Annotated in this window: 16 protein-coding genes; 10 read left to right on the forward strand and 6 right to left on the reverse strand. The window is 61.6% G+C overall.

The features are described 5' to 3' along the window. Positions 1-3 precede the first annotated feature (3 nt). From PRJ_RS01535 to fdhA, 5 genes are all read left to right on the forward strand, one after another. Positions 4-339, forward strand: coding sequence for a sarcosine oxidase subunit delta (locus PRJ_RS01535; protein ID WP_010951682.1), 336 nt, complete (start codon positions 4-6; stop codon positions 337-339). Beyond that, complete coding sequence (locus PRJ_RS01540) at positions 336-3,350, forward strand: sarcosine oxidase subunit alpha (RefSeq protein ID WP_104960630.1); 3,015 nt, start codon at positions 336-338, stop codon at positions 3,348-3,350. The genes PRJ_RS01535 and PRJ_RS01540 overlap by 4 nt, the downstream gene beginning before the upstream one ends. Before the next feature lie 170 nt (positions 3,351-3,520). Continuing rightward, on the forward strand, positions 3,521-4,153 hold the full coding sequence (locus PRJ_RS01545; RefSeq protein ID WP_003255677.1) for a sarcosine oxidase subunit gamma: 633 nt from the start codon (positions 3,521-3,523) through the stop codon (positions 4,151-4,153). An 11-nt stretch (positions 4,154-4,164) separates the two neighbouring features. Then, on the forward strand, positions 4,165-5,022 hold the full coding sequence (gene purU, locus PRJ_RS01550; RefSeq protein ID WP_016714526.1) for a formyltetrahydrofolate deformylase: 858 nt from the start codon (positions 4,165-4,167) through the stop codon (positions 5,020-5,022). 302 nt (positions 5,023-5,324) lie between these two features. Continuing rightward, positions 5,325-6,524, forward strand: coding sequence for a formaldehyde dehydrogenase, glutathione-independent (gene fdhA / locus PRJ_RS01555; protein WP_011953256.1), 1,200 nt, complete (start codon positions 5,325-5,327; stop codon positions 6,522-6,524). 160 nt (positions 6,525-6,684) lie between these two features. Here fdhA and PRJ_RS01560 read toward each other — a convergent pair whose 3' ends face one another. Beyond that, positions 6,685-7,644, reverse strand: a complete 960-nt coding sequence (locus PRJ_RS01560; RefSeq protein WP_223843568.1) for an RHS repeat-associated core domain-containing protein — start codon at positions 7,642-7,644, stop codon at positions 6,685-6,687. A 175-nt stretch (positions 7,645-7,819) separates the two neighbouring features. On the opposite strand from PRJ_RS01560, the gene PRJ_RS01565 reads away from it, so the two are divergent. Further along, positions 7,820-8,395 (forward strand): DUF2780 domain-containing protein, encoded by a 576-nt coding sequence (locus tag PRJ_RS01565; protein ID WP_064490905.1) that lies wholly within the window; start codon positions 7,820-7,822, stop codon positions 8,393-8,395. A gap of 96 nt (positions 8,396-8,491) precedes the next feature. Here PRJ_RS01565 and PRJ_RS01570 read toward each other — a convergent pair whose 3' ends face one another. Further along, on the reverse strand, positions 8,492-9,841 hold the full coding sequence (locus PRJ_RS01570) for an APC family permease (protein ID WP_104960631.1): 1,350 nt from the start codon (positions 9,839-9,841) through the stop codon (positions 8,492-8,494). 239 nt (positions 9,842-10,080) lie between these two features. After that, positions 10,081-10,968 (reverse strand): acyltransferase, encoded by an 888-nt coding sequence (locus tag PRJ_RS01575; protein ID WP_076402456.1) that lies wholly within the window; start codon positions 10,966-10,968, stop codon positions 10,081-10,083. A gap of 182 nt (positions 10,969-11,150) precedes the next feature. On the opposite strand from PRJ_RS01575, the gene PRJ_RS01580 reads away from it, so the two are divergent. The 4 genes from PRJ_RS01580 to creD all read left to right on the forward strand — a co-directional run bounded on the left by PRJ_RS01580 (position 11,151) and on the right by creD (position 15,335). Next, entirely contained in the window at positions 11,151-11,651 is a 501-nt protein-coding gene (locus PRJ_RS01580; protein ID WP_104960632.1) for an ATP-dependent zinc protease, read from the forward strand. Between the two features lie 132 nt (positions 11,652-11,783). After that, complete coding sequence (gene creB, locus PRJ_RS01585) at positions 11,784-12,464, forward strand: two-component system response regulator CreB (RefSeq protein ID WP_104960633.1); 681 nt, start codon at positions 11,784-11,786, stop codon at positions 12,462-12,464. Beyond that, positions 12,464-13,900 (forward strand): two-component system sensor histidine kinase CreC, encoded by a 1,437-nt coding sequence (gene creC / locus PRJ_RS01590; RefSeq protein ID WP_020192503.1) that lies wholly within the window; start codon positions 12,464-12,466, stop codon positions 13,898-13,900. The genes creB and creC overlap by 1 nt, the downstream gene beginning before the upstream one ends. Positions 13,901-14,006: 106 nt before the next feature. Further along, complete coding sequence (gene creD, locus PRJ_RS01595; RefSeq protein WP_104960634.1) at positions 14,007-15,335, forward strand: cell envelope integrity protein CreD; 1,329 nt, start codon at positions 14,007-14,009, stop codon at positions 15,333-15,335. A 167-nt stretch (positions 15,336-15,502) separates the two neighbouring features. Here the strand turns inward: creD and PRJ_RS01600 are convergent, their stop codons facing one another. From PRJ_RS01600 to PRJ_RS01610, 3 genes are all read right to left on the reverse strand, one after another. Further along, positions 15,503-16,126: a glutathione S-transferase gene (locus PRJ_RS01600; protein ID WP_104960635.1), complete on the reverse strand. Its 624-nt coding sequence runs from the start codon at positions 16,124-16,126 to the stop codon at positions 15,503-15,505. A 3-nt stretch (positions 16,127-16,129) separates the two neighbouring features. Then, the gene (msrA, locus tag PRJ_RS01605) at positions 16,130-16,798 is read right to left on the reverse strand and encodes a peptide-methionine (S)-S-oxide reductase MsrA (protein ID WP_010951691.1); all 669 of its coding nucleotides are present in this window, start codon (positions 16,796-16,798) and stop codon (positions 16,130-16,132) included. 167 nt (positions 16,799-16,965) lie between these two features. Beyond that, complete coding sequence (locus PRJ_RS01610; RefSeq protein ID WP_104960636.1) at positions 16,966-19,656, reverse strand: bifunctional diguanylate cyclase/phosphodiesterase; 2,691 nt, start codon at positions 19,654-19,656, stop codon at positions 16,966-16,968. Between the last annotated feature and the right edge of the window lie 74 nt (positions 19,657-19,730).

Here is a 19,730-nt window from a genome sequence, read left to right on the forward strand (position 1 = left end):
GTCATGTTGCATATTTTCTGTCCCCACTGCGGCGAGCTGCGCTCCGAAGAAGAGTTCCACGCCTCTGGCCAGGCGCACATCGCCCGCCCGCTGGACCCTAACGCCTGCTCCGACGAGGAGTGGGGTACCTACATGTTCTACCGTGACAACCCGCGCGGTATTCACCATGAACTGTGGGACCACGTTGCCGGCTGCCGCCAGTACTTCAACGTCACCCGTGACACCGTGACCTACGAAATTCTGGAAACCTACAAGATTGGCGAGAAGCCGCAAGTGACCGCCAGCGGCAAAGCCACCAGCGCCGCGTCGACCGTCAAAGGCCAAGGGGAAAAAGTATGAGCCAGACCTATCGCCTCGCCAGCGGCGGCCGTATCGACCGCAGCAAGGTCCTGAACTTCACCTTCAACGGCAAGACCTACCAGGGTTATGCCGGTGACAGCCTGGCCGCCGCGTTGCTGGCCAACGGCGTCGACATTGTCGGCCGTAGCTTCAAGTACTCGCGCCCGCGCGGCATCATCGCCGCCGGTACCGAAGAGCCGAACGCCATCCTGCAGATCGGCTCCAGCGAAGCTACCCAGATCCCCAACGTGCGCGCCACCCAACAGGCACTGTACGCGGGCCTTGTCGCCACCAGCACCAACGGTTGGCCGAACGTCAACAACGACGTCATGGGCATCCTCGGCAAGGTTGGCGGCAGCATGATGCCGCCGGGCTTCTACTACAAAACCTTCATGTACCCCAAATCGTTCTGGATGACTTACGAGAAGTACATCCGTAAAGCCGCCGGCCTGGGCCGTGCGCCGCTGCAGAACGATCCTGACAGCTACGACTACATGAACCGGCACTGCGACGTGCTGATCGTCGGCGCCGGCCCTGCTGGCCTGGCTGCCGCACTGGCCGCTGCGCGTAGCGGTGCCCGCGTGATCCTGGCTGACGAGCAGGAAGAGTTCGGCGGCAGCCTGCTCGACACCCGCGAAACCCTCGACGGCAAGCCTGCTGCCGACTGGGTCAACGCCGTGGTCAAAGAGCTGGAAGGCCTGCCGGAAGTGACCCTGCTGCCACGTGCCACGGTCAACGGCTACCACGACCATAACTTCCTGACCATTCACGAGCGCCTCACCGACCACCTCGGCGACCGCGCCCCGATTGGCCAGGTTCGCCACCGCGTGCACCGCGTTCGCGCCAAGCGCGTGGTACTGGCTGCCGGCGCCCACGAGCGCCCGCTGGTGTACGGCAACAACGACGTGCCGGGCAACATGCTGGCCGGTGCTGTTTCCACCTATGTTCGCCGCTATGGCGTGGCGCCGGGCCGCAAGCTGGTACTGTCGACCAACAACGACCACGCCTATCGCGCCGCGCTGGACTGGCACGACGCAGGCCTGCAAGTGGTCGCCATCGCCGACGCCCGCCACAACCCACGTGGCTCGCTGGTTGAAGAAGCGCGTGCCAAAGGCATTCGCATCCTCACCTCCAGCGCCGTGGTCGAGGCCAAAGGCAGCAAGCACGTCACCGGCGCCCGTGTGGCGGCGATCGATGTGCAGGCGCACAAAGTCACCAGCCCAGGCGAAGTCCTCGAGTGCGACCTGATCGCGTCCTCGGGCGGTTACAGCCCGATCGTGCACCTGGCTTCGCACTTGGGCGGTCGCCCGGTATGGCGTGACGATATCCTTGGCTTCGTGCCGGGCGATGCGCCGCAGAAGCGTGAGTGCGTCGGTGGTATCAACGGCGTGTATGCCTTGGGCGATGTGATTGCCGATGGCTTCGAAGGCGGCGTCCGCGCAGCCACCGAGGCCGGTTTCAAGGCCACTGTCGGCACCCTGCCAAAAACCGTTGCGCGCAAGGAAGAGGCCACTGTGGCACTGTTCCTGGTGCCACACGACAAAGGCACCAAGGGGCCGAAGCAGTTCGTCGACCAGCAGAACGACGTGACCGCCGCCGGCATCGAGCTGGCCACCCGTGAAGGCTTCGAGTCGGTCGAGCACGTCAAGCGCTACACCGCGCTGGGCTTCGGTACCGACCAGGGCAAATTGGGCAACATCAACGGCCTGGCCATCGCCGCCCGTTCGATCGGCATCACCATCCCGGAAATGGGCACCACCATGTTCCGCCCCAACTACACGCCGGTCACTTTCGGCGCGGTAGCGGGCCGTCACTGTGGTCACCTGTTCGAGCCCGTGCGCTTCACTGCCCTGCATGCCTGGCACGTGAAGAACGGCGCCGAGTTCGAAGACGTCGGCCAGTGGAAGCGCCCGTGGTACTTCCCGAAAGCCGGTGAAGACATCCATGCTGCCGTGACTCGCGAATGCAAGGCCGTGCGCGACAGCGTGGGCCTGCTGGACGCCTCGACCCTGGGCAAGATCGACATCCAGGGCCCGGACGCGCGCGAATTCCTCAACCGCATCTACACCAACGCCTGGACCAAGCTCGACGTGGGCAAGGCCCGCTACGGCCTGATGTGCAAGGAAGACGGCATGGTCTTCGACGACGGCGTAACCGCCTGCGTCGGCGACAACCACTTCATCATGACCACCACCACCGGCGGCGCTGCCCGCGTGCTGCAGTGGATGGAGCTGTATCACCAGACCGAATGGCCAGAGCTGAAGGTGTACTTCACTTCGGTCACCGACCACTGGGCCACCATGACCCTGTCCGGCCCTAACAGCCGCAAGCTGCTGAGCGAGCTGACCGACATCGACATGGACAAGGAAGCCTTCCCGTTCATGACCTGGAAGGAAGGCAACGTCGGTGGCGTGCCGGCCCGCGTGTTCCGTATCTCGTTCACCGGCGAGCTGTCATACGAAGTGAACGTGCAGGCCAACTACGCGATGGGCGTGCTGGAACAGATCATCGAGGCCGGCAAGAAGTACAACCTGACCCCGTACGGCACCGAGACCATGCACGTACTGCGTGCAGAAAAGGGCTTCATCATCGTTGGCCAGGACACCGATGGTTCGATGAACCCGGACGACCTGAACATGAGCTGGTGCGTTGGCCGCAACAAGCCGTTCTCGTGGATCGGCCTGCGTGGCATGAACCGCGAAGACTGCGTACGTGAGAACCGCAAGCAGTTGGTGGGCCTGAAGCCGGTCGACCCGACCAAGTGGCTGCCGGAAGGCGCCCAGTTGGTGTTCGACCCGAAACAGCCGATCCCGATGGACATGGTCGGCCACGTCACCTCCAGCTACGCGTCCAACTCCCTGGGCTACTCGTTCGCCATGGGTGTGGTCAAAGGCGGCCTCAAGCGCATGGGCGAGCGTGTCTACTCGCCGCAGGCAGATGGCAGCGTGATCGAGGCGGAAATCGTGTCTTCGGTGTTCTTCGATCCGAAGGGTGAGCGGCAGAACGTCTAAGGCCCCCGGTCCAACCGGTGCCAGGCGTGGAATGAGGTCTCTGTGGGAGCGGGCGTGCCCGCGAAGAGGGCGGTGAATTCAACATCGCATTCGCGGGCATGCCCGCTCCCACAGGATGGCCGTCTCCCGCAGGCATCGTGGTCGAATCCAGAATTCAAGGCAGGTAAGAAATGAGCGCTATCAACGTCTTCCAGCAAAACCCCGGCGCCGAGGCCAAAGCCCAGTCGCCACTGCACCATGCCGACCTGGCCAGCCTGGTAGGCAAAGGCCGCAAGAACGCAGGCGTGACCCTGCGTGAACGCAAGTTCCTCGGCCACCTCACCCTGCGCGGTGATGGCCACAACCCGGAATTCGCCGCCGGCGTGCACAAGGCCCTTGGCCTGGAGCTGCCCGTGGCGCTGACCGTGGTCGCCAACAAGGACATGTCGCTGCAATGGGTCGGCCCAGATGAGTGGCTGCTGATCGTGCCCGGCGGCCAGGAGCTGGCAGCGGAGCAAAAGCTGCGTGCGGCCCTTGAAGGCCAGCACATTCAGGTCGTCAATGTCAGTGGCGGGCAAAGCCTGCTGGAACTGCGCGGCCCGAACGTGCGCGACGTGCTGATGAAGTCCACCAGCTATGATGTTCACCCGAACAACTTCCCGGTGGGCAAGGCCGTGGGCACCGTGTTCGCCAAGTCGCAACTGGTGATCCGCCGCACTGCAGAAGACACCTGGGAGCTGGTGATTCGCCGCAGCTTCGCCGACTACTGGTGGCTGTGGCTGCAGGACGCTTCTGCCGAATACGGCCTGAGCATCGAAGCCTAAGGAGCAAGAACATGAGTCGGGCACCGGATACCTGGATTCTCACCGCCGACTGCCCGAGCATGCTCGGCACCGTCGACGTGGTGACGCGTTACCTCTTCGAGCAGCGCTGCTACGTGACGGAGCACCACTCCTTCGATGACCGGCAGTCGGGACGCTTCTTCATTCGCGTCGAGTTCCGCCAGCCGGACGATTTCGACGAGGCAGGCTTCCGGGCCGGCCTCGCCGAGCGCAGCGAAGCGTTCGGCATGGCTTTCGAGCTGACCGCACCCAACCACCGCCCCAAGGTGGTGATCATGGTGTCCAAGGCTGACCATTGCCTGAATGACCTGCTGTATCGCCAGCGTATTGGCCAACTGGGCATGGATGTGGTCGCGGTGGTGTCCAACCACCCTGATCTCGAACCGCTGGCGCAGTGGCACAAGATCCCTTACTACCACTTCGCCCTCGACCCCAAGGACAAGCCGGGGCAAGAGCGCAAGGTGCTGCAGGTGATCGAGGAGACCGGTGCCGAGCTGGTTATCCTCGCCCGCTATATGCAGGTGCTGTCGCCTGAGCTTTGCCGCCGTCTGGATGGTTGGGCGATCAATATTCACCACTCGCTGTTGCCGGGTTTCAAAGGCGCCAAGCCTTATCACCAGGCGTACAACAAGGGCGTGAAAATGGTTGGTGCCACGGCGCACTACATCAACAACGACCTGGACGAAGGGCCGATCATTGCCCAAGGCGTCGAGGTGGTGGATCACAGTCACTATCCCGAAGACCTGATTGCCAAAGGGCGGGATATCGAATGCCTGACCCTGGCGCGGGCGGTGGGTTATCACATCGAGCGGCGAGTGTTCCTGAACGCCAACCGGACTGTCGTTCTGTAATAACCGGTACCGGCCTCTTCGCGGCTAAAGCCGCTCCTACAGGTACAGCACAGCCCTCGGGTTGATGCGGTCCCCCGTAGGAGCGGCTTTAGCCGCGAAGAGGCCCGCACAGGCCGCCCCTCCGTTTGCCCATATTCCCCAACGACACCCCTGCCGCTAAAAGGCATCTCCCTGTCGCTTCCAGTCAGTGCGTCCGGCGCCATCCGGCCCACAATTCCCTGCATTCCAGTAGTACATGCCGCCCACGGATGGCGGTGCTTCAACCAACGCTGCATAAATAATAATCAAGCGAGGTACAAGCAATGTCTGGCAATCGTGGAGTGGTATATCTCGGCGCCGGCAAGGTCGAAGTGCAACACATCGACTACCCGAAAATGCAGGACCCGCGCGGCAAGAAAATCGAACACGGCGTCATCCTGAAGGTGGTCTCCACCAACATCTGCGGTTCTGACCAGCACATGGTCCGTGGCCGCACCACTGCCCAGGTCGGCCTGGTCCTGGGCCACGAAATCACCGGTGAAATCGTCGAGAAGGGCCGCGACGTCGAGCGCATGCAGATCGGCGACCTGGTATCAGTCCCGTTCAACGTCGCCTGCGGCCGCTGCCGCTCCTGCAAAGAGATGCACACCGGTGTCTGCCTCACTGTAAACCCGGCCCGTGCCGGCGGTGCCTACGGCTACGTCGACATGGGCGACTGGACCGGCGGCCAGGCCGAATACGTGCTGGTGCCCTACGCCGACTTCAACCTGCTGAAGCTGCCTGAGCGCGACAAGGCCATGGAAAAGATCCGTGACCTGACCTGCCTGTCCGACATCCTGCCCACCGGCTACCACGGTGCCGTGACTGCTGGCGTTGGCCCAGGCAGCACTGTCTACGTTGCTGGTGCCGGCCCGGTCGGCCTGGCCGCCGCGGCCTCGGCGCGCCTGCTGGGCGCCGCCTGCGTGATCGTCGGTGACCTCAACCCGGCCCGTCTAGCCCATGCCAAGTCGCAAGGCTTCGAAGTGGTCGACCTGTCCAAGGACACCCCGCTGCACGAGCAGATCGTCGACATCCTCGGCGAGCCGGAAGTGGACTGCGCTGTCGACGCCGTCGGCTTCGAGGCCCGTGGCCATGGCCACGAAGGTGCCAAGCACGAGGCCCCGGCCACCGTGCTGAATTCGCTGATGCAAGTGACCCGCGTGGCCGGCAACATCGGTATCCCGGGCCTGTACGTAACCGAAGACCCAGGCGCGGTGGATGCCGCTGCCAAGATCGGCGCGCTGAGCATCCGCTTTGGCCTGGGCTGGGCCAAGTCGCACAGCTTCCACACCGGCCAGACCCCGACCATGAAATACAACCGCCAGTTGATGCAGGCGATCATGTGGGACCGCATCAACATTGCTGAGGTTGTAGGTGTGCAGGTGATCAACCTGGATCAGGCGCCGGAAGGGTATGGCGAGTTTGATGCGGGTGTGCCTAAGAAGTTTGTGATCGACCCGCACAAGATGTGGGGTGCTGCGTAAAAAGCAGTTGTCTGACAAGAGCCCCTCAATTTGAGGGGCTTTTTTATATATAACTGATCAAAGTCCGCACTGGCGCACTGTAGATGCAGCCTTGCGCTGCGAAAGGGCCGCTGCCTTAAGTGTTGCACGCTCTCATTGATAATGGCTTGACATGAGTTTGCTAGTCGTACTTATCTGTTCGTTTGCTGTTGAACCAAAAGTGGCTTGGCGTGGATGCGGTGCTTCGAATGTTTCTATTTTGTTGCGCACCCTGCGAAGGCTTCCAGTATTCTACATCTTTTGCAATTTTATCTAATTCGATTGAATGCTCTTTTATTAGATCTTTCGATTGCTTCAAATAGGGGATTTGGTCATTACTGATATCTTCGAGGGTTTTTTCATGCTTGGCGGCATAGGCCTTATCTTTTCCTGATAGTGTTTGGCTGGGTTTTGAAGGCATTTTATTGATTAAATTTCTATTCCTATATAATCTATAAATATCAAGATTTCCTTCTTCGTCAAATGGGTCGAGTAGTCCCATCTCTTTGCGCTCGTTGTTGAAGTCGGTGGCAGACTTATTGTAATTATTGATACGTTCAATTTTTTTGGCTTTTCGTCCAAAAAGATTTTTAAATGACTTAGATAGATTGAATGCCTTGTGCCCAGATGGATCGATATTGTTGATAGGGTCGTTCAAACAATATGCATAAGGATTCAATCCTCCGACCTCAAAGGGGCTAAGTGTGTCAGGGCTAGTAAATCGCCGTAGTCTTGGGTTGTATGTTCGATAGCCATTGCCCAATACATATCCTTGGAGAACCCTATCGAAGCGCTGTCCGCTGAATGCGAGTAATGTTGACAGGCTGTCGCTTTCAATATAGCCATAGGGTGAATATTTCATCGAGCCATGGCCTATGCCGAGTACGGAGTTAGCTCGATCTACCGACATTATTTTGGCTGTCTGTGCTTGATCTAATTGCGCCAGTTTTATGTTTTGTTCTGCTACTATCCGACCACTGTAATTTGTAGATATGAAGCTTGCTAAGTTACGATTTTTATAAAAGAATGTGATCCCGTCCTCCGTTATTCTTGGCTGCTCATTTGTACATGACGCCGCCGGCGCTATTGTCTCGTTACTCACGTTGCTCGTCATTTTCTGATGCCTCTGAGACGATTTGAGATTCTCAATCTGCGCTAATGTGCATAGGGTCACAACTGGCAAATTTGTCAGGTGACAGGCAGTTCGGAACAAACCCTGTAACAATCAGTCAAAGCAATCGTTTACTTGGCCATCCCGGCCAACGAGGTCCCTTCCGATGAAAGCAATTACCCTGGCAACCCTGATGACCCTGGCTGCAAGCCCGGTGTTCGCCTTCAACCTCAGCGACGCCGCCAACGCCGTGTCCGCCATGCAGAACCAGCAACAGCAGGGCCAGGTACAGGCACCCGAAGCGCAGGCCAATCTGCTCAACACCCTGGGCAGCCAGCTGAACATCACCCCCGAACAGGCGGTAGGCGGAGCAGGAGCCATGCTGGGGCTGGCGCGCAACAACCTTAGCAGCGATGACTATGGGCAACTGACCAAGGCGGTGCCGGGCCTGGACCTGCTGGCCGGTGCAAATGCGCTGGGCGGGTTGAGTGGTTTGGGGGATTTGCTCGGCAAGAACAGCGAGAGCCAGTCAGCGCTGAGCAACGCACTGGGCAACAACGTGGAAAACCGTAGCGACCTGGACAATGCGTTCAAGGCGCTGGGGATGGATACCGGGATGATCGGGCAGTTTGCGCCACTGATTCTGCAGTATCTGGGGCAGCAGGGCATTGCCGGGTCGTTGTTGCAGAATCTGGGGAGTTTGTGGACTACCCCAGCGCCATTGGCCCAGCCTTCGGTCTGAGGATTCTAGCGACAGCCCTCAAGCCATGGGCTGAGTGCTGTAGGGGCGGCTTGCGTCGCGAAAGGGCTGCCCCCACAAAAGCGAAATTGCATCAGGTCAGACAGCTTCGGAGAAATCCACCAGGCGGACGGGGCGGCGGAAGCCCGCTGTCAGAACTGCCAGGTACGCAAGGCCCAAGGCAAACCAGCACAGGCCAATCACCAGCGTCAGCGCCGACAGGCTGGTCCACAGCCACAAGGTCAACCCCAGCCCTACCAGCGGCACCAGACCATAGCTCAGCAGGCCTTTGAAGTTGCGCTGCGAGGCATCATCCATCAGGTGCGTTTTCACCACCGCCAGGTTCACCGCCGAAAACGCCACCAGCGCACCAAAGCTGATCAGCGAGGCGAGGGTAGAAAGGTCGATCACCAGCGCCAGCAGCGAGAACGCCGACACCAGCGCAATGGCGAACACCGGCGTACCAAAGCGCGGCGACAGGTAACCAAAGCTGCGCCGTGGCAGCACGTTGTCACGCCCCATGGTGAACAGGATGCGCGACACCGCGGCCTGCGAGGCCAGCGCCGAACCCAGGCTGCCCGCCACATAAGCAGCGGTGAAGAAGTTGGTGAGAAACTGCCCGCCAGCCTTGAACATCACTTCGTTGGCCGCTGCATCGGCATTGGCGAAGCTGCTGCCTGGCAGCACCAACTGGCTGACGTAAGCCAGCACGGTGAACAGCAACCCGGCGAACAGGGTGGTGAGGATGATCGCCCGTGGCACGTCGCGGCGTGCGTCGCGGCATTCTTCGGCCAGGGTCGATACGGCGTCGAAGCCCAGGAACGACAAGCACAACACCGCTGCGCCAGCCATCAGGTGGCCAAAGCCAGGTTTGCTGCCATCGCCGATTAGCGGCGACAGCAGGTCGAGCGGCTGGCCAGCCAATGTCTGGCAGGACAGCGCGACAAACACGCCAATGAACACGATCTGCGCGCCGACGATCAGGTTGCTGGTCTTGGCCACCGAGTTGATACCGACCACGTTCAGCACTGTCACCAAAGCGATGCATGCGAGCACGAAGGCCCAGGCAGGCACTGCGGGGAACGCAATGTTGAGAAACAGGCCGATCAGCAGGTAGTTGATCATCGGCAGGAACAGGTAATCCAGCAACAGCGACCAGCCGGCCAGGAAGCCGACATTGGGGCCGAAGGCCATGTTGGTGTAGGAATAGGCCGAGCCCGCGACCGGGAAGCGCTTGACCATGAAGCTGTAGGACGCGGCGGTGAACAGCATGGCCACCAGGGTGACCAGGTAGGCGCCGGCGGTGCGGCCACCGGTAAGTTCGGTGACGATGCCGTAGGTGGTGAAAATGGTCAGCGGGACCATGTACACCAGGCCGAAGAACACCAGGGCGGGGAGGCCGAGAACACGGCGAAGCTGGGCGGGGTTAGAGCTGGGTGGGTTGGCCATTGATCGATCCAGGCATTTTTGTAGTTGTGCTGTGGTCGATTTTTATCCACTTAGGTGGGGGAAGACAAAAAAGTAATCCTTATGCTGATTATTAGCCTGGGTTTTGATCGGATTCTGGCTATGGCAGGTCCGGCCTCTTCGCGGGTGAACCCGCTCCTACAAGGGGCAGCGCATGCCTGAATGTAGCGGTTGTAGGAGCGGGTTCACCCGCGAATGGGCCAGTTCAGGCGGCAGAGGTGTTAGCCCATCTCCGCCCGCAGCTGCTCGATCCGCTGGTCCTTCGCCACCCACAGCTGGTTCACCCAAGCTTGCACCGCCTGACGAAACTCGGGATCATTCTCGTAATCCCCCGCCCACAACGCCGGGTCCAGCTCCCGCACCTGAATGTCGATAATCACCCGGCTAATGCTGCCATTGAGCAGGTCCCAGAACCCCGGCGCCTTATTACCGGGGTACACGATGGTCACATCCAGCAGGGCATCCAGCTGTTCGCCCAATGCCGCGAGCACAAACGCTACACCACCCGCCTTGGGCTTGAGCAGGTAGCGATACGGCGACTGCTGCTCCTGGCGCTTGGCTTCGGTAAACCGGGTGCCCTCCAGGTAATTGACCACGGTCACCGGCTGGCGCTTGAACAGCTCGCAGGCCGCCTTGGTGATTTCCAGGTCCTTGCCCTTGAGCTCCGGGTGCTTTTCCAGAAACGCCTTGCTGTAGCGCTTCATGAACGGGTAATCCAGCCCCCACCAGGCCAGGCCCAGCAACGGTACCCAGATCAGTTCCTTTTTCAGGAAGAACTTGAAGAACGGTGTACGGCGGTTGAGGCTTTCGATCAACGCCGGGATGTCGACCCAGGTCTGGTGGTTGCTCACGGCCAGGTACGAGGTGTCCTTGCGCAGGTTTTCCACACCGCGGATGTCCCACTGGGTAGGGATGCACAGGGCGAAGATGGCTTTGTCGATTTCCGACCAGGTTTCGGCCACCCACATCACCGCCCAGGACGCGTAGTCACGGCCACGGCCCGGCAACACCAGCTTGAGCAGGGCGAAGACCAGCAGCGGGCAGATCAATACCACAGTATTGAGCAGCAGCAGGGTGGTAGTGAGAATGCCGGTCAGCAGGCGACGCATAAAAAGACTCTTGTTGTGGGAGATAAACGGTTGGCAATGATAAGCAGGGCGGTCGTCTACGCCAAATGTCCAATGCCCGGCGGCGGGAACAAATGTTTCACGTTATGTTGTTTAGTCTTGTGAAAGCGAACCTATCTTGCCAGTGCAGTCTAAGCACTGACCCTTTTCAAGGAAGCCTGCCTGTGAAACCACTGCTAGCCCTGTTGTCGTTGTTGGCGCTGCCGGTAATGGCCGCCGAGCCCACCCTCTACGGCCGTTACGAGAACATCGCCCTGCCCGAGCTGGGCGAAACCCTGAAAGCCAAGATGGACACCGGCGCCTTCACCGCGTCGCTGTCGGCCAAGGATATCGAGCGGTTCACCCGCGATGGCGACGAGTGGGTGCGCTTCCGCCTGGCGACCAAGGACTCGGACGGCAAGGTGTACGAGCACAAGGTCTCGCGCATCAGCAAGATCAAGGGCCGTGCCGATGAAGAGGACGAAGGGGATGCGCCAGAGGTCTCCAAGCGCCCGGTGGTCGACCTGGAGTTGTGCCTGGGGGATGTGAAGCGCACCGTCGAGGTGAATCTGGTGGACCGCAGCAACTTCAACTACCCGCTGCTGGTGGGTTCCAAGGCGCTGCGCGAGTTCAAGGCGGCGGTCAACCCGGCGAAGAAGTTCACTGCTGGCAAGCCAGGCTGTTGATTTGAAGCGGGCGCAATACAATGTAGCGAACACACATGATGTGGTGTCAGGCACCGGTTTCGCCGGTGTTCGCGGGCAAGCCCGCTCCTACACTGAGATGTGCCAACCTTCAAAACCGCAAGGCCGGACGCCATGCCCCATATCCTCATCGTCGAAGACGAAGCCGCCATCGCCGACACCCTGGTCTACGCCTTGCAGGCCGATGGTCACAGCACCGAGTGGGTAACCCTGGGCAGTGCCGCCCTCGACCAGCAGCGCCAGCGCCCGGCCGACCTGGTCATTCTCGACATCGGCCTGCCCGACATCAGCGGCTTCGAAACCTGTCGCCAGCTGCGCCGGTTCACCGAGGTGCCAGTGATGTTTCTCAGCGCCCGGGACGGTGAAATCGACCGCGTAGTAGGCCTGGAAATCGGCGCCGACGACTACGTGGTAAAACCTTTCAGTCCTCGTGAAGTGGCAGCGCGCGTTCGGGCGATCCTCAAACGCATGGCCCCGAGGGCCGAGGCTGTCGGCGGAACCTCCTTGTTCCAGCTCGACACCCTGCGCATGCAGATCACCTACCGCAGCCAGCCGCTCACGCTGACCCGGCATGAGTTCCGCCTGCTGCAATGCCTGCTCGAACAACCGCAGCGGGTGTTCAGCCGCGAACAGCTGCTCGACGCTTTGGGCGTTGCCTCCGACGTGGGCTATGAGCGCACCATCGACAGCCATATCAAGAGCCTGCGCGCCAAACTGCGCCAGGTAGCGGGTGATGCCGAGCCGATCCAGACCCATCGCGGCCTCGGTTACAGCTATAGCCCGGAGCACGCCTGATGCGCTTGGGTATTCGCATCTTCCTGGTGTACTTCCTGTTCGTCGGTTTGGCCGGTTACTTCTTGCTCAATACCGTACGCGAACAGATTCGCCCGGTAGTGCGCCAATCCTCCGAAGAAACATTGGTAGACACTGCCAATCTGCTGGCAGAAATCCTGCGGGATGACGTCAAGGCCGGCACCCTGAACCAGGGCCGCCTGCCCGAGGTGCTCGAGGCCTACGGCTCGCGCAGCCCGGGCGCACAGATCTGGGGGCTGGCCAAGAACCAGGTCAGCCACCGCATCTACGTCACTGACGCCAAGGGCATCGTGTTGCTGGACTCCAGCGGCGAGGCCCTGGGCAAGGATTACTCGCAGTGGAATGACGTGCTGCTGACCCTGCGTGGCCAGTATGGCGCCCGCTCCACCCGCAGCGACCCCAACGACGAAAGCACCTCGGTGATGCACGTTGGCGCGCCGATCATCGACAACGGCAAGATCATCGGCGTCGTCACCGTCGCCAAGCCCAATAGCTCATTGCAACCCTACATCGACCGCTCCGAGCGACGCCTGCTCACCCTGGGGCTGGGGCTGATCGGCCTGGGCTTGCTGATCGGCGCGGCTCTGTCGTGGTGGCTTGCGCGCTCGCTGCGCAAGTTGGCAGGTTATGCGCAGGCGGTCAGCGAAGGTGAGCGTGCGGAGCTTCCGCATTACAAGGGCGGCGAGCTGGCGAACCTGGCACAGGCAGTGGAACGCATGCGCACCCAGCTGGAAGGCAAGGCCTATGTCGAGCGCTACGTGCACACCCTGACTCACGAGCTGAAAAGCCCGCTGGCAGCCATCCGCGGTGCCTCCGAGCTGTTGCAGGGCGAGGACATGCCCGCTGATCAGCGGGCGCGCTTTGCCGGCAATATCGAGCGCGAGAGCGAGCGTTTGCAGCAGATGATCGAGCGGCTGCTCAACCTGGCCAGGGTCGAGCAGATGCAGGCGCTGGAGGACGAGCAGCAGGTGGCGCTGGCGGCGTTGGTCGATGAGTTGCTGCTGGCCCATGCGGCGCGGATCGAAGGCGCCCGTTTGCAGGTACGTCAGCGGGTGCCTGCCACTTTGCGTTTGCTTTGCGATCCGTTTCTGATGCGCCAGGCGTTGGCCAACCTGCTCGACAACGCACTGGACTTCACCCCGGAAGGGGGCACGCTGCTGTTCGACCTGGAGCGCGCTGGCGAACGCGTGGCGTTGAGCTTGTTCAACCAGGGGCAAGCGATACCGGCCTACGCCATCGGGCGGGTCAGCGAGCGGTTCTACTCGCTGCCGCGGCCCGGGAGCGGGCGCAAGAGCACCGGGCTGGGGCTGAACTTCGTGGCCGAGGTGATGCAGCTGCACGGCGGGGCCTTGGCGGTGGACAACGTCGATGGCGGGGTACGGGTGCGGTTGTGGCTGCCGCTGCGGCGCATTAGCTGAGATAGCCGGGCTGCTCAGCAGTCTCAATTACACGTAAATCACACACGTGCTCCACAAAGCCTCCACGCAAGGCGCAGACACTGCGCCCACTGCCACAGGAGGCCACATGAACAAGACCCTCGGTTTCAAACTCGGCATGATCGCCATGCTGATGTTGCTGTTGCTCATCCCGCTACTGCTGATCAACGGCCTGATCGACGACCGCCAGGCCATGCGCGACGGCGTGCTGCGCGATATTGCCCAGAGCACCAGCTTCGATCAGCAACTCACCGGCCCGTTGCTGGTGGTGCCGTACCGCAAGTACCAGCGCCGCTGGATCGAAAAGGACGGTGAGCGTACCCAGGAAACCAGCACGATCGCCGGCCACCTGTACTTCCTGCCGGAAACCTTCGACGCCGACCTGGGTGTGGACACCGAACTGCGCGCCCGCGGCATCTACCAGGCCCGGTTGTTTCACACCAAAGGCCGTATCAGCGGCCGCTTCAAGCTCCCGGCGCATTGGGGCATCGACAAGGACTTTGACGACTACCGCTTCGACAAGCCGTTCCTGGTGGTGGGCATCAGTGATATCCGCGGTATCGAAAGTGGTCTGGAGCTGAGTATGGACGAGCAAAAAGTGCCGTTCGAGCCCGGCACCCAGCTCGACTGGATGCGCGGCGGCGTGCACGCCAGCCTGCCGGGGCTGGACGGGTTACAGGCGCGAGCGTTCAGCTATGGCTTTGACCTGGCGTTGCAAGGTACCGGCCAGTTGCACGTGGTACCCGTGGGCCGTACCAGCAGCGTGGACATGCGCGCCAACTGGCCACACCCGAGCTTCGTCGGCAACTACTTGCCCAACCGCCGCGAAATCGATGCTCAAGGCTTCAGTGCCCATTGGCAAACCTCGTTCTTTGCCACCAACCTTGAGGATGCCATACGCCAGTGCGCTAACGCCGGGCAGTGTACAGATTTCAGTGAGCGCAGCTTTGGCGTGAGTTTTATAGACCCGGTGGACCAATACCTGAAAAGCGAGCGGGCGATCAAATACGCGTTGTTGTTCATTGCCCTGACCTTTGCCGGCTTCTTCCTGTTCGAGGTAATGAAGAACCTGAGTGTGCACCCGGTGCAGTACAGCCTGGTGGGCGTGGCGCTGGCGTTCTTCTATCTGTTGCTGCTGTCGTTGTCCGAGCACATTGGCTTTGGTTTGGCGTATGGGCTGTCGGCTTCAGCCTGTGTGCTGCTGATCGGTTTCTACCTGAGCCATGTATTGCGCAGTCTGGGGCGAGGGGTGGGTTTTGCAGCGGGTTTGGCGGCGTTGTACGCGCTGCTCTACGGGCTGCTGAGTGCCGAAGACTATGCGCTGCTGATGGGGTCGTTGCTGTGTTTCGGTTTGCTTGGGGTGTTCATGGTGCTGACCCGGCGGCTGGACTGGGCACGGGTGGGGAGGGCGACATGAGGGAGGACAAAGAGATCGGGCGCTGGTTGGCCCTCAGGATCGGGCTGTTGTTTCCTGTGATACCGAGGTGAGGCCTTCGCGGGCACGCCCGCTCCCACAAGCCCACCACAGATAGCGAACACTGTGGAGAACCTTGTAGGAGCGGGTTCACCCGCGAAGGGGCCCTGTCATGCCACTGGCGCTGTAGCGACCATCGATGGCCGCTTGACCACCTCGGCATACCACGCCGCCAACCCAGGCTGGTGCTCACGCCAGCCAAACCCGGGCTGACGCAAATCCAGATAGCCCAGCGCACAGGCCACGCCAATCGCCGCCAGGTCGAAGCCGGACATCAGCTCAGGCAAGTGCTCCTGCTCCAGGTTGGCCAGGCTCCGGCGGATTTTGTCACCCTGCGCCTGCAGCCAGCCATCCCAGCGCTTGTCTTCTGGCCGCAGGAAGCTCTCATAACGGCTCGACACCGCCGCATCCATGATCGCATCGGCCTGTGATACCAAGGTCATGCGCCGCCAGCGCGCCGAGCCTTCTCGTGGCAGCAGCGGCAGGCCTACGTGCTGCATGTCGAGGTACTCGCAAATCACCCGGCTGTCATGCAGCACGGTGCCGTCTTCCAGGCGCAGGGCCGGGATCTTGCCGATCGGGTTGTCCAGGTTAAGCTGCGGGTCGCCGCTCACCGGGCTGATGTTCACCGGCTGCAGCTGCACACGCTCAAGCTGGCCGGTCTCGTGCAACACCACCATGACCTTGCGCACGAAAGGCGACAACGGCGAGTGGAACAGGGTCATCGTGCTCATGCTTCAGTTACCTTGCAGGCTGGGTGGCAGGCACACGCCGGTGCCGCCGATGCCGCAGTAGCCGTCCGGGTTCTTGGCCAGATACTGCTGGTGGTAGGCCTCGGCGAAATAGACGGTCGGTGCCTGGTCGATTTCGGTGGTGATCTCACCGAAGCCGGCCTTGCTCAGTTCGGCCTGGAAGGCGTCGCGGCTGGCCTTGGCCTGTTCCAGCTGTTCCGGGCTGGTGCAGTAGATGGCCGAGCGGTACTGGGTGCCGATGTCGTTGCCCTGGCGCATACCTTGGGTGGGGTTGTGCAGCTCCCAGAACATTGCCAGCAGTTCGCGGTAGCTGACCTTGTCCTTGTCGAACACCACCAGCACCACTTCGGTGTGGCCGGTCAGGCCCGAGCAGACTTCTTCGTAGGTAGGGTGCGGGGTGAAGCCGCCGGCGTAGCCGACCACGGTGCTGACCACACCTTCACGCTGCCAGAAGCGGCGCTCCGCGCCCCAGAAGCAGCCCAGGCCGAAGATGGCGAAGTCGATGGCGCCTTCGAAGAACGGGCCGAGCAGTGGGGTGTCTTTGAAGACGTAGTGGAACTCGGGCAGGCTCATTGGCGTGTCGCGGCCAGGCAGGGCCTGTTCCGCAGTGGGCATGACGTTTTTGTTCACCAGGATTTCCGAACGCAGGACCATGGCCGTTCCTCTGTGTTTATTCAGTGGGGTAGGGGTTTGGGCCTTCGCGGGCATGCCCGCTGCCACAGGTACAGCACAGGTTCCAAAGGTTGTGGTTTCCTGTGGGAGCGGACGTGCCCGCGAAAGGGCCCGAATGGCTTCTATAGTGCCCGAGGATTACGCAGCTGTCAGGCCACCGGGCCACGCGGATAGCGCTTCAGCCGTTCGGCCAGCTCGCGCCCGGGAATCGGCCGGTCGAACAGGTAACCCTGGCCCACGTCGCAGCGGTGACGGCGCAGGAACGCCAGCTGCTCCGGCGTCTCGATTCCTTCGGCCACCACCTTCAGCTTCAGGTTGTGGGCCATGGCCACCACCGCCGAGGTGATTTCCATGTCGTCCTGGTTGTCGGGGATTTCGTTGATGAAGCTGCGATCGATCTTGAGGATGTCGATCGGAAACTTCTTCAGGTAGCTCAGCGACGAATAACCGGTGCCGAAGTCGTCCATGGCCAAGGTCAGGCCCAGGGCCTTCAGTTCGTCCAGCTGGCGGTGGGTGTCTTCGCTGGCTTCCAGCAGCAGGCCTTCGGTCAGCTCCAGCTCCAGCAGGTGCGGGGGCAGGGCTTCTTCCTTGAGGATGGTGCTGATCGACGCCACCAGGTCCGGGTCGGAGAACTGTTTGGGCGACAGGTTGATGGCTACATGCAGGTTGCCCAGGCCGGCCTTGCGCAGTTGCTGGCTCATGCAGCACGCCTGGCGCACCACCCATTTGCCGATAGGGATGATCAGGCCGGTTTCCTCGGCCACGCTGATGAACTGGTCCGGGCGGATCATGCCGCGTTCGGGGTGGTTCCAGCGCAGCAGCGCTTCCAGGCCCAGCAGGCGACCGCTGCGCAGGCACAGCTTGGGCTGGTAGAACACGTCCAGCTCATTCTGGGTCAGGGCACGGCGCAGGTTGTTCTCGACGAACAGCTTGTAGCTGGCTTCGGCGTTGAGCACTTCGGTAAACACCTGTACCTGGTGTTTACCGTTGGCCTTGGCCTTGTGCAATGCAAGGCCGGCATTCTTCATCAGGCTGGCCGGGTCGACACCGTGCAACGGTGCACAGGCCAGGCCTACCGAGGCGGTGACGTTGATCAGCTGGTTGTCGACGAACATCGGCTTGTCGAGGGTGCACAACAACTGCTGGGCAACGCCTTGGCCATCTTCAAGGCTGGTGTCGTCGAGCAGCACGGCGAACTCGTTACTGGCAAAGCGCGCCAGGATGCCACCGCTGTGCAGGCTGTTGCGCAGACGCCTGGCCAGGCTGATCAGCAGCTTGTCGCCGGTCTGGTGGCCAAGGCTGTCGTTGATGCGCTTGAAGTTGTCGATGTCCACCAGCAGCAGGCACATCGAGCTTTCGCCATCGCGGGCGAAGCGCTCGTCCAGGCTGCGGATGAACGCCGGGCGGTTGCCCAGGTTGGTGAGGTTGTCGGTGTAAGCCAGGCGTTCGATGCGTTGCTGGGCCAGCTTGGTCTGGGTGACGTCTTCGTAGATGCCGATGTAGTGGGTCAGCTCACGGTTGTCACCGTACACCTTGGAAATCGACAGCTGGCCCCAGTACGGCTCCAGGTTTTTGCGCCGGCTCTTGAACTCGCCCTGCCAACTGTTGCCCATGGCCAGGCTCGACGGCGAGTCGAACAGCAGTTCGCTGAGGTTCTCCAGTGCCGGTAGCTCACCCAGCTGGCGGCCCTGCACTTCGTCGGTACTGTACTGGGTGATGGCGGTGAAGCTGGGGTTGACGTACTCCACCCGGCCGTCGCGGTTCACCAGCAGGAAGGCACTGGCGCTCTGCTCGACCGCACGCTGGAACAGGTGCAGGGCGCTGGCCGCGGCCCGTCGTTTGTGGTTTGTGATCACTTGGGCGAACTGGTCGGCCAGCTCACCGGCAAAGGCAATCTCGTCCGACTGCCAGGCCCTTGGCTGGCCGCTTTGCTCCAGGCACAACACGCCGATCACCTGGCCATCGACACGGATGCTGGCGTCGAGCATGGCCTTGTTTTCCGGGCGCATGCTTTGCGCCAGGGCGCGGGTGCGCGGGTCGTGGCCGGCGTTGTGAGCGTCGATGGCGCGGCTTGCGTGCAGTGCATCCAGGTAGTCGGGGAAGCGGCTGGCATCGATGGCTTCGGGCTGGCGGTGCTCCTGTGCGTCGCGGTACCAGGCGATGATCGGTTCCAGGCGTTGGTCTTCCAGGTGCCAGATGCTGGCGCAGTCGACCTTGTAGATTTCGCAGGCGCTCTGGGTGATCAGCTGGGCCGCTTCGAGCAGCGAGTTACCCGCGCTGTAGCGATGGCGGGCGAGGCGCAGGATAAGGTCCTGCTGGCCGCGCACCCGCTCCAGGTGCTCCAGCTGTTCTTGCTGCGTGCGCTGGTTCAGCTGCAGGGCCAGCTGCAGGCGGTTGTTGCGTGATTCCAGGTCGCTGGCGCCGGTTTCGCCGGTCTCTTCCTGCTGGTCGTCGAGCACGCTCAGGTAGCCGCGCAACAGCTGGCGGTTGTGTTGCTTGTAGGCTTCACCCGCTTCCAGCAGGCGCAGCGAGGTGCTCGGTGTGTGCAGGGTGTAGCGCACGCGGTAGTAGCCGCGCTGTGCCAGTTGCAACTGGATCTCGTCGTGCAGCCGGTAGCGTGCTTCGGGTTCCATCAGGCTGGCGTAGGGCGCGTCAATCAGGGCACACAGCTCGCCGGTTTTCAGGCCGAACTGGCGCTCACAGGCTGGGTCAAGGTAGAGCATGGCCCAGGTGGCTTCGTTGAGCCTTTCGAAACGCAGCATGCCGAGCCGCGAGGGCACGGGTAACTGTGTCACGACCTCGGCCGCCACACGGCTGGCGGCATCGGGTTGGCTTTTCATCGAAGACTCGCTTGAAGAGGGAACGCTGCCTTGTGGCTGCGGCGGATTTGGCAAGGTTGCATCATGTCCCGAGG

Origin of the sequence: Pseudomonas sp. XWY-1, assembly GCF_002953115.1 — a bacterium.
GTDB lineage: Bacteria > Pseudomonadota > Gammaproteobacteria > Pseudomonadales > Pseudomonadaceae > Aquipseudomonas > Aquipseudomonas alloputida.

Excerpts from the sequence above, each read along its gene's own strand:
- PRJ_RS01600 (WP_104960635.1), bottom strand. The coding sequence starts at position 16,126 with ATGAGCACGATGACCCTGTTCCACTCGCCGTTGTCGCCTTTCGTGCGC.
- PRJ_RS01565 (WP_064490905.1), top strand. The coding sequence starts at position 7,820 with ATGAAAGCAATTACCCTGGCAACCCTGATGACCCTGGCTGCAAGCCCG.
- purU (WP_016714526.1), top strand. The coding sequence starts at position 4,165 with ATGAGTCGGGCACCGGATACCTGGATTCTCACCGCCGACTGCCCGAGC.
- PRJ_RS01535 (WP_010951682.1), top strand. The coding sequence starts at position 4 with ATGTTGCATATTTTCTGTCCCCACTGCGGCGAGCTGCGCTCCGAAGAA.
- creC (WP_020192503.1), top strand. The coding sequence starts at position 12,464 with ATGCGCTTGGGTATTCGCATCTTCCTGGTGTACTTCCTGTTCGTCGGT.
- creB (WP_104960633.1), top strand. The coding sequence starts at position 11,784 with ATGCCCCATATCCTCATCGTCGAAGACGAAGCCGCCATCGCCGACACC.
- PRJ_RS01575 (WP_076402456.1), bottom strand. The coding sequence starts at position 10,968 with ATGCGTCGCCTGCTGACCGGCATTCTCACTACCACCCTGCTGCTGCTC.
- PRJ_RS01570 (WP_104960631.1), bottom strand. The coding sequence starts at position 9,841 with ATGGCCAACCCACCCAGCTCTAACCCCGCCCAGCTTCGCCGTGTTCTC.
- PRJ_RS01545 (WP_003255677.1), top strand. The coding sequence starts at position 3,521 with ATGAGCGCTATCAACGTCTTCCAGCAAAACCCCGGCGCCGAGGCCAAA.
- fdhA (WP_011953256.1), top strand. The coding sequence starts at position 5,325 with ATGTCTGGCAATCGTGGAGTGGTATATCTCGGCGCCGGCAAGGTCGAA.
- creD (WP_104960634.1), top strand. The coding sequence starts at position 14,007 with ATGAACAAGACCCTCGGTTTCAAACTCGGCATGATCGCCATGCTGATG.
- msrA (WP_010951691.1), bottom strand. The coding sequence starts at position 16,798 with ATGGTCCTGCGTTCGGAAATCCTGGTGAACAAAAACGTCATGCCCACT.
- PRJ_RS01610 (WP_104960636.1), bottom strand. The coding sequence starts at position 19,656 with ATGAAAAGCCAACCCGATGCCGCCAGCCGTGTGGCGGCCGAGGTCGTG.
- PRJ_RS01540 (WP_104960630.1), top strand. The coding sequence starts at position 336 with ATGAGCCAGACCTATCGCCTCGCCAGCGGCGGCCGTATCGACCGCAGC.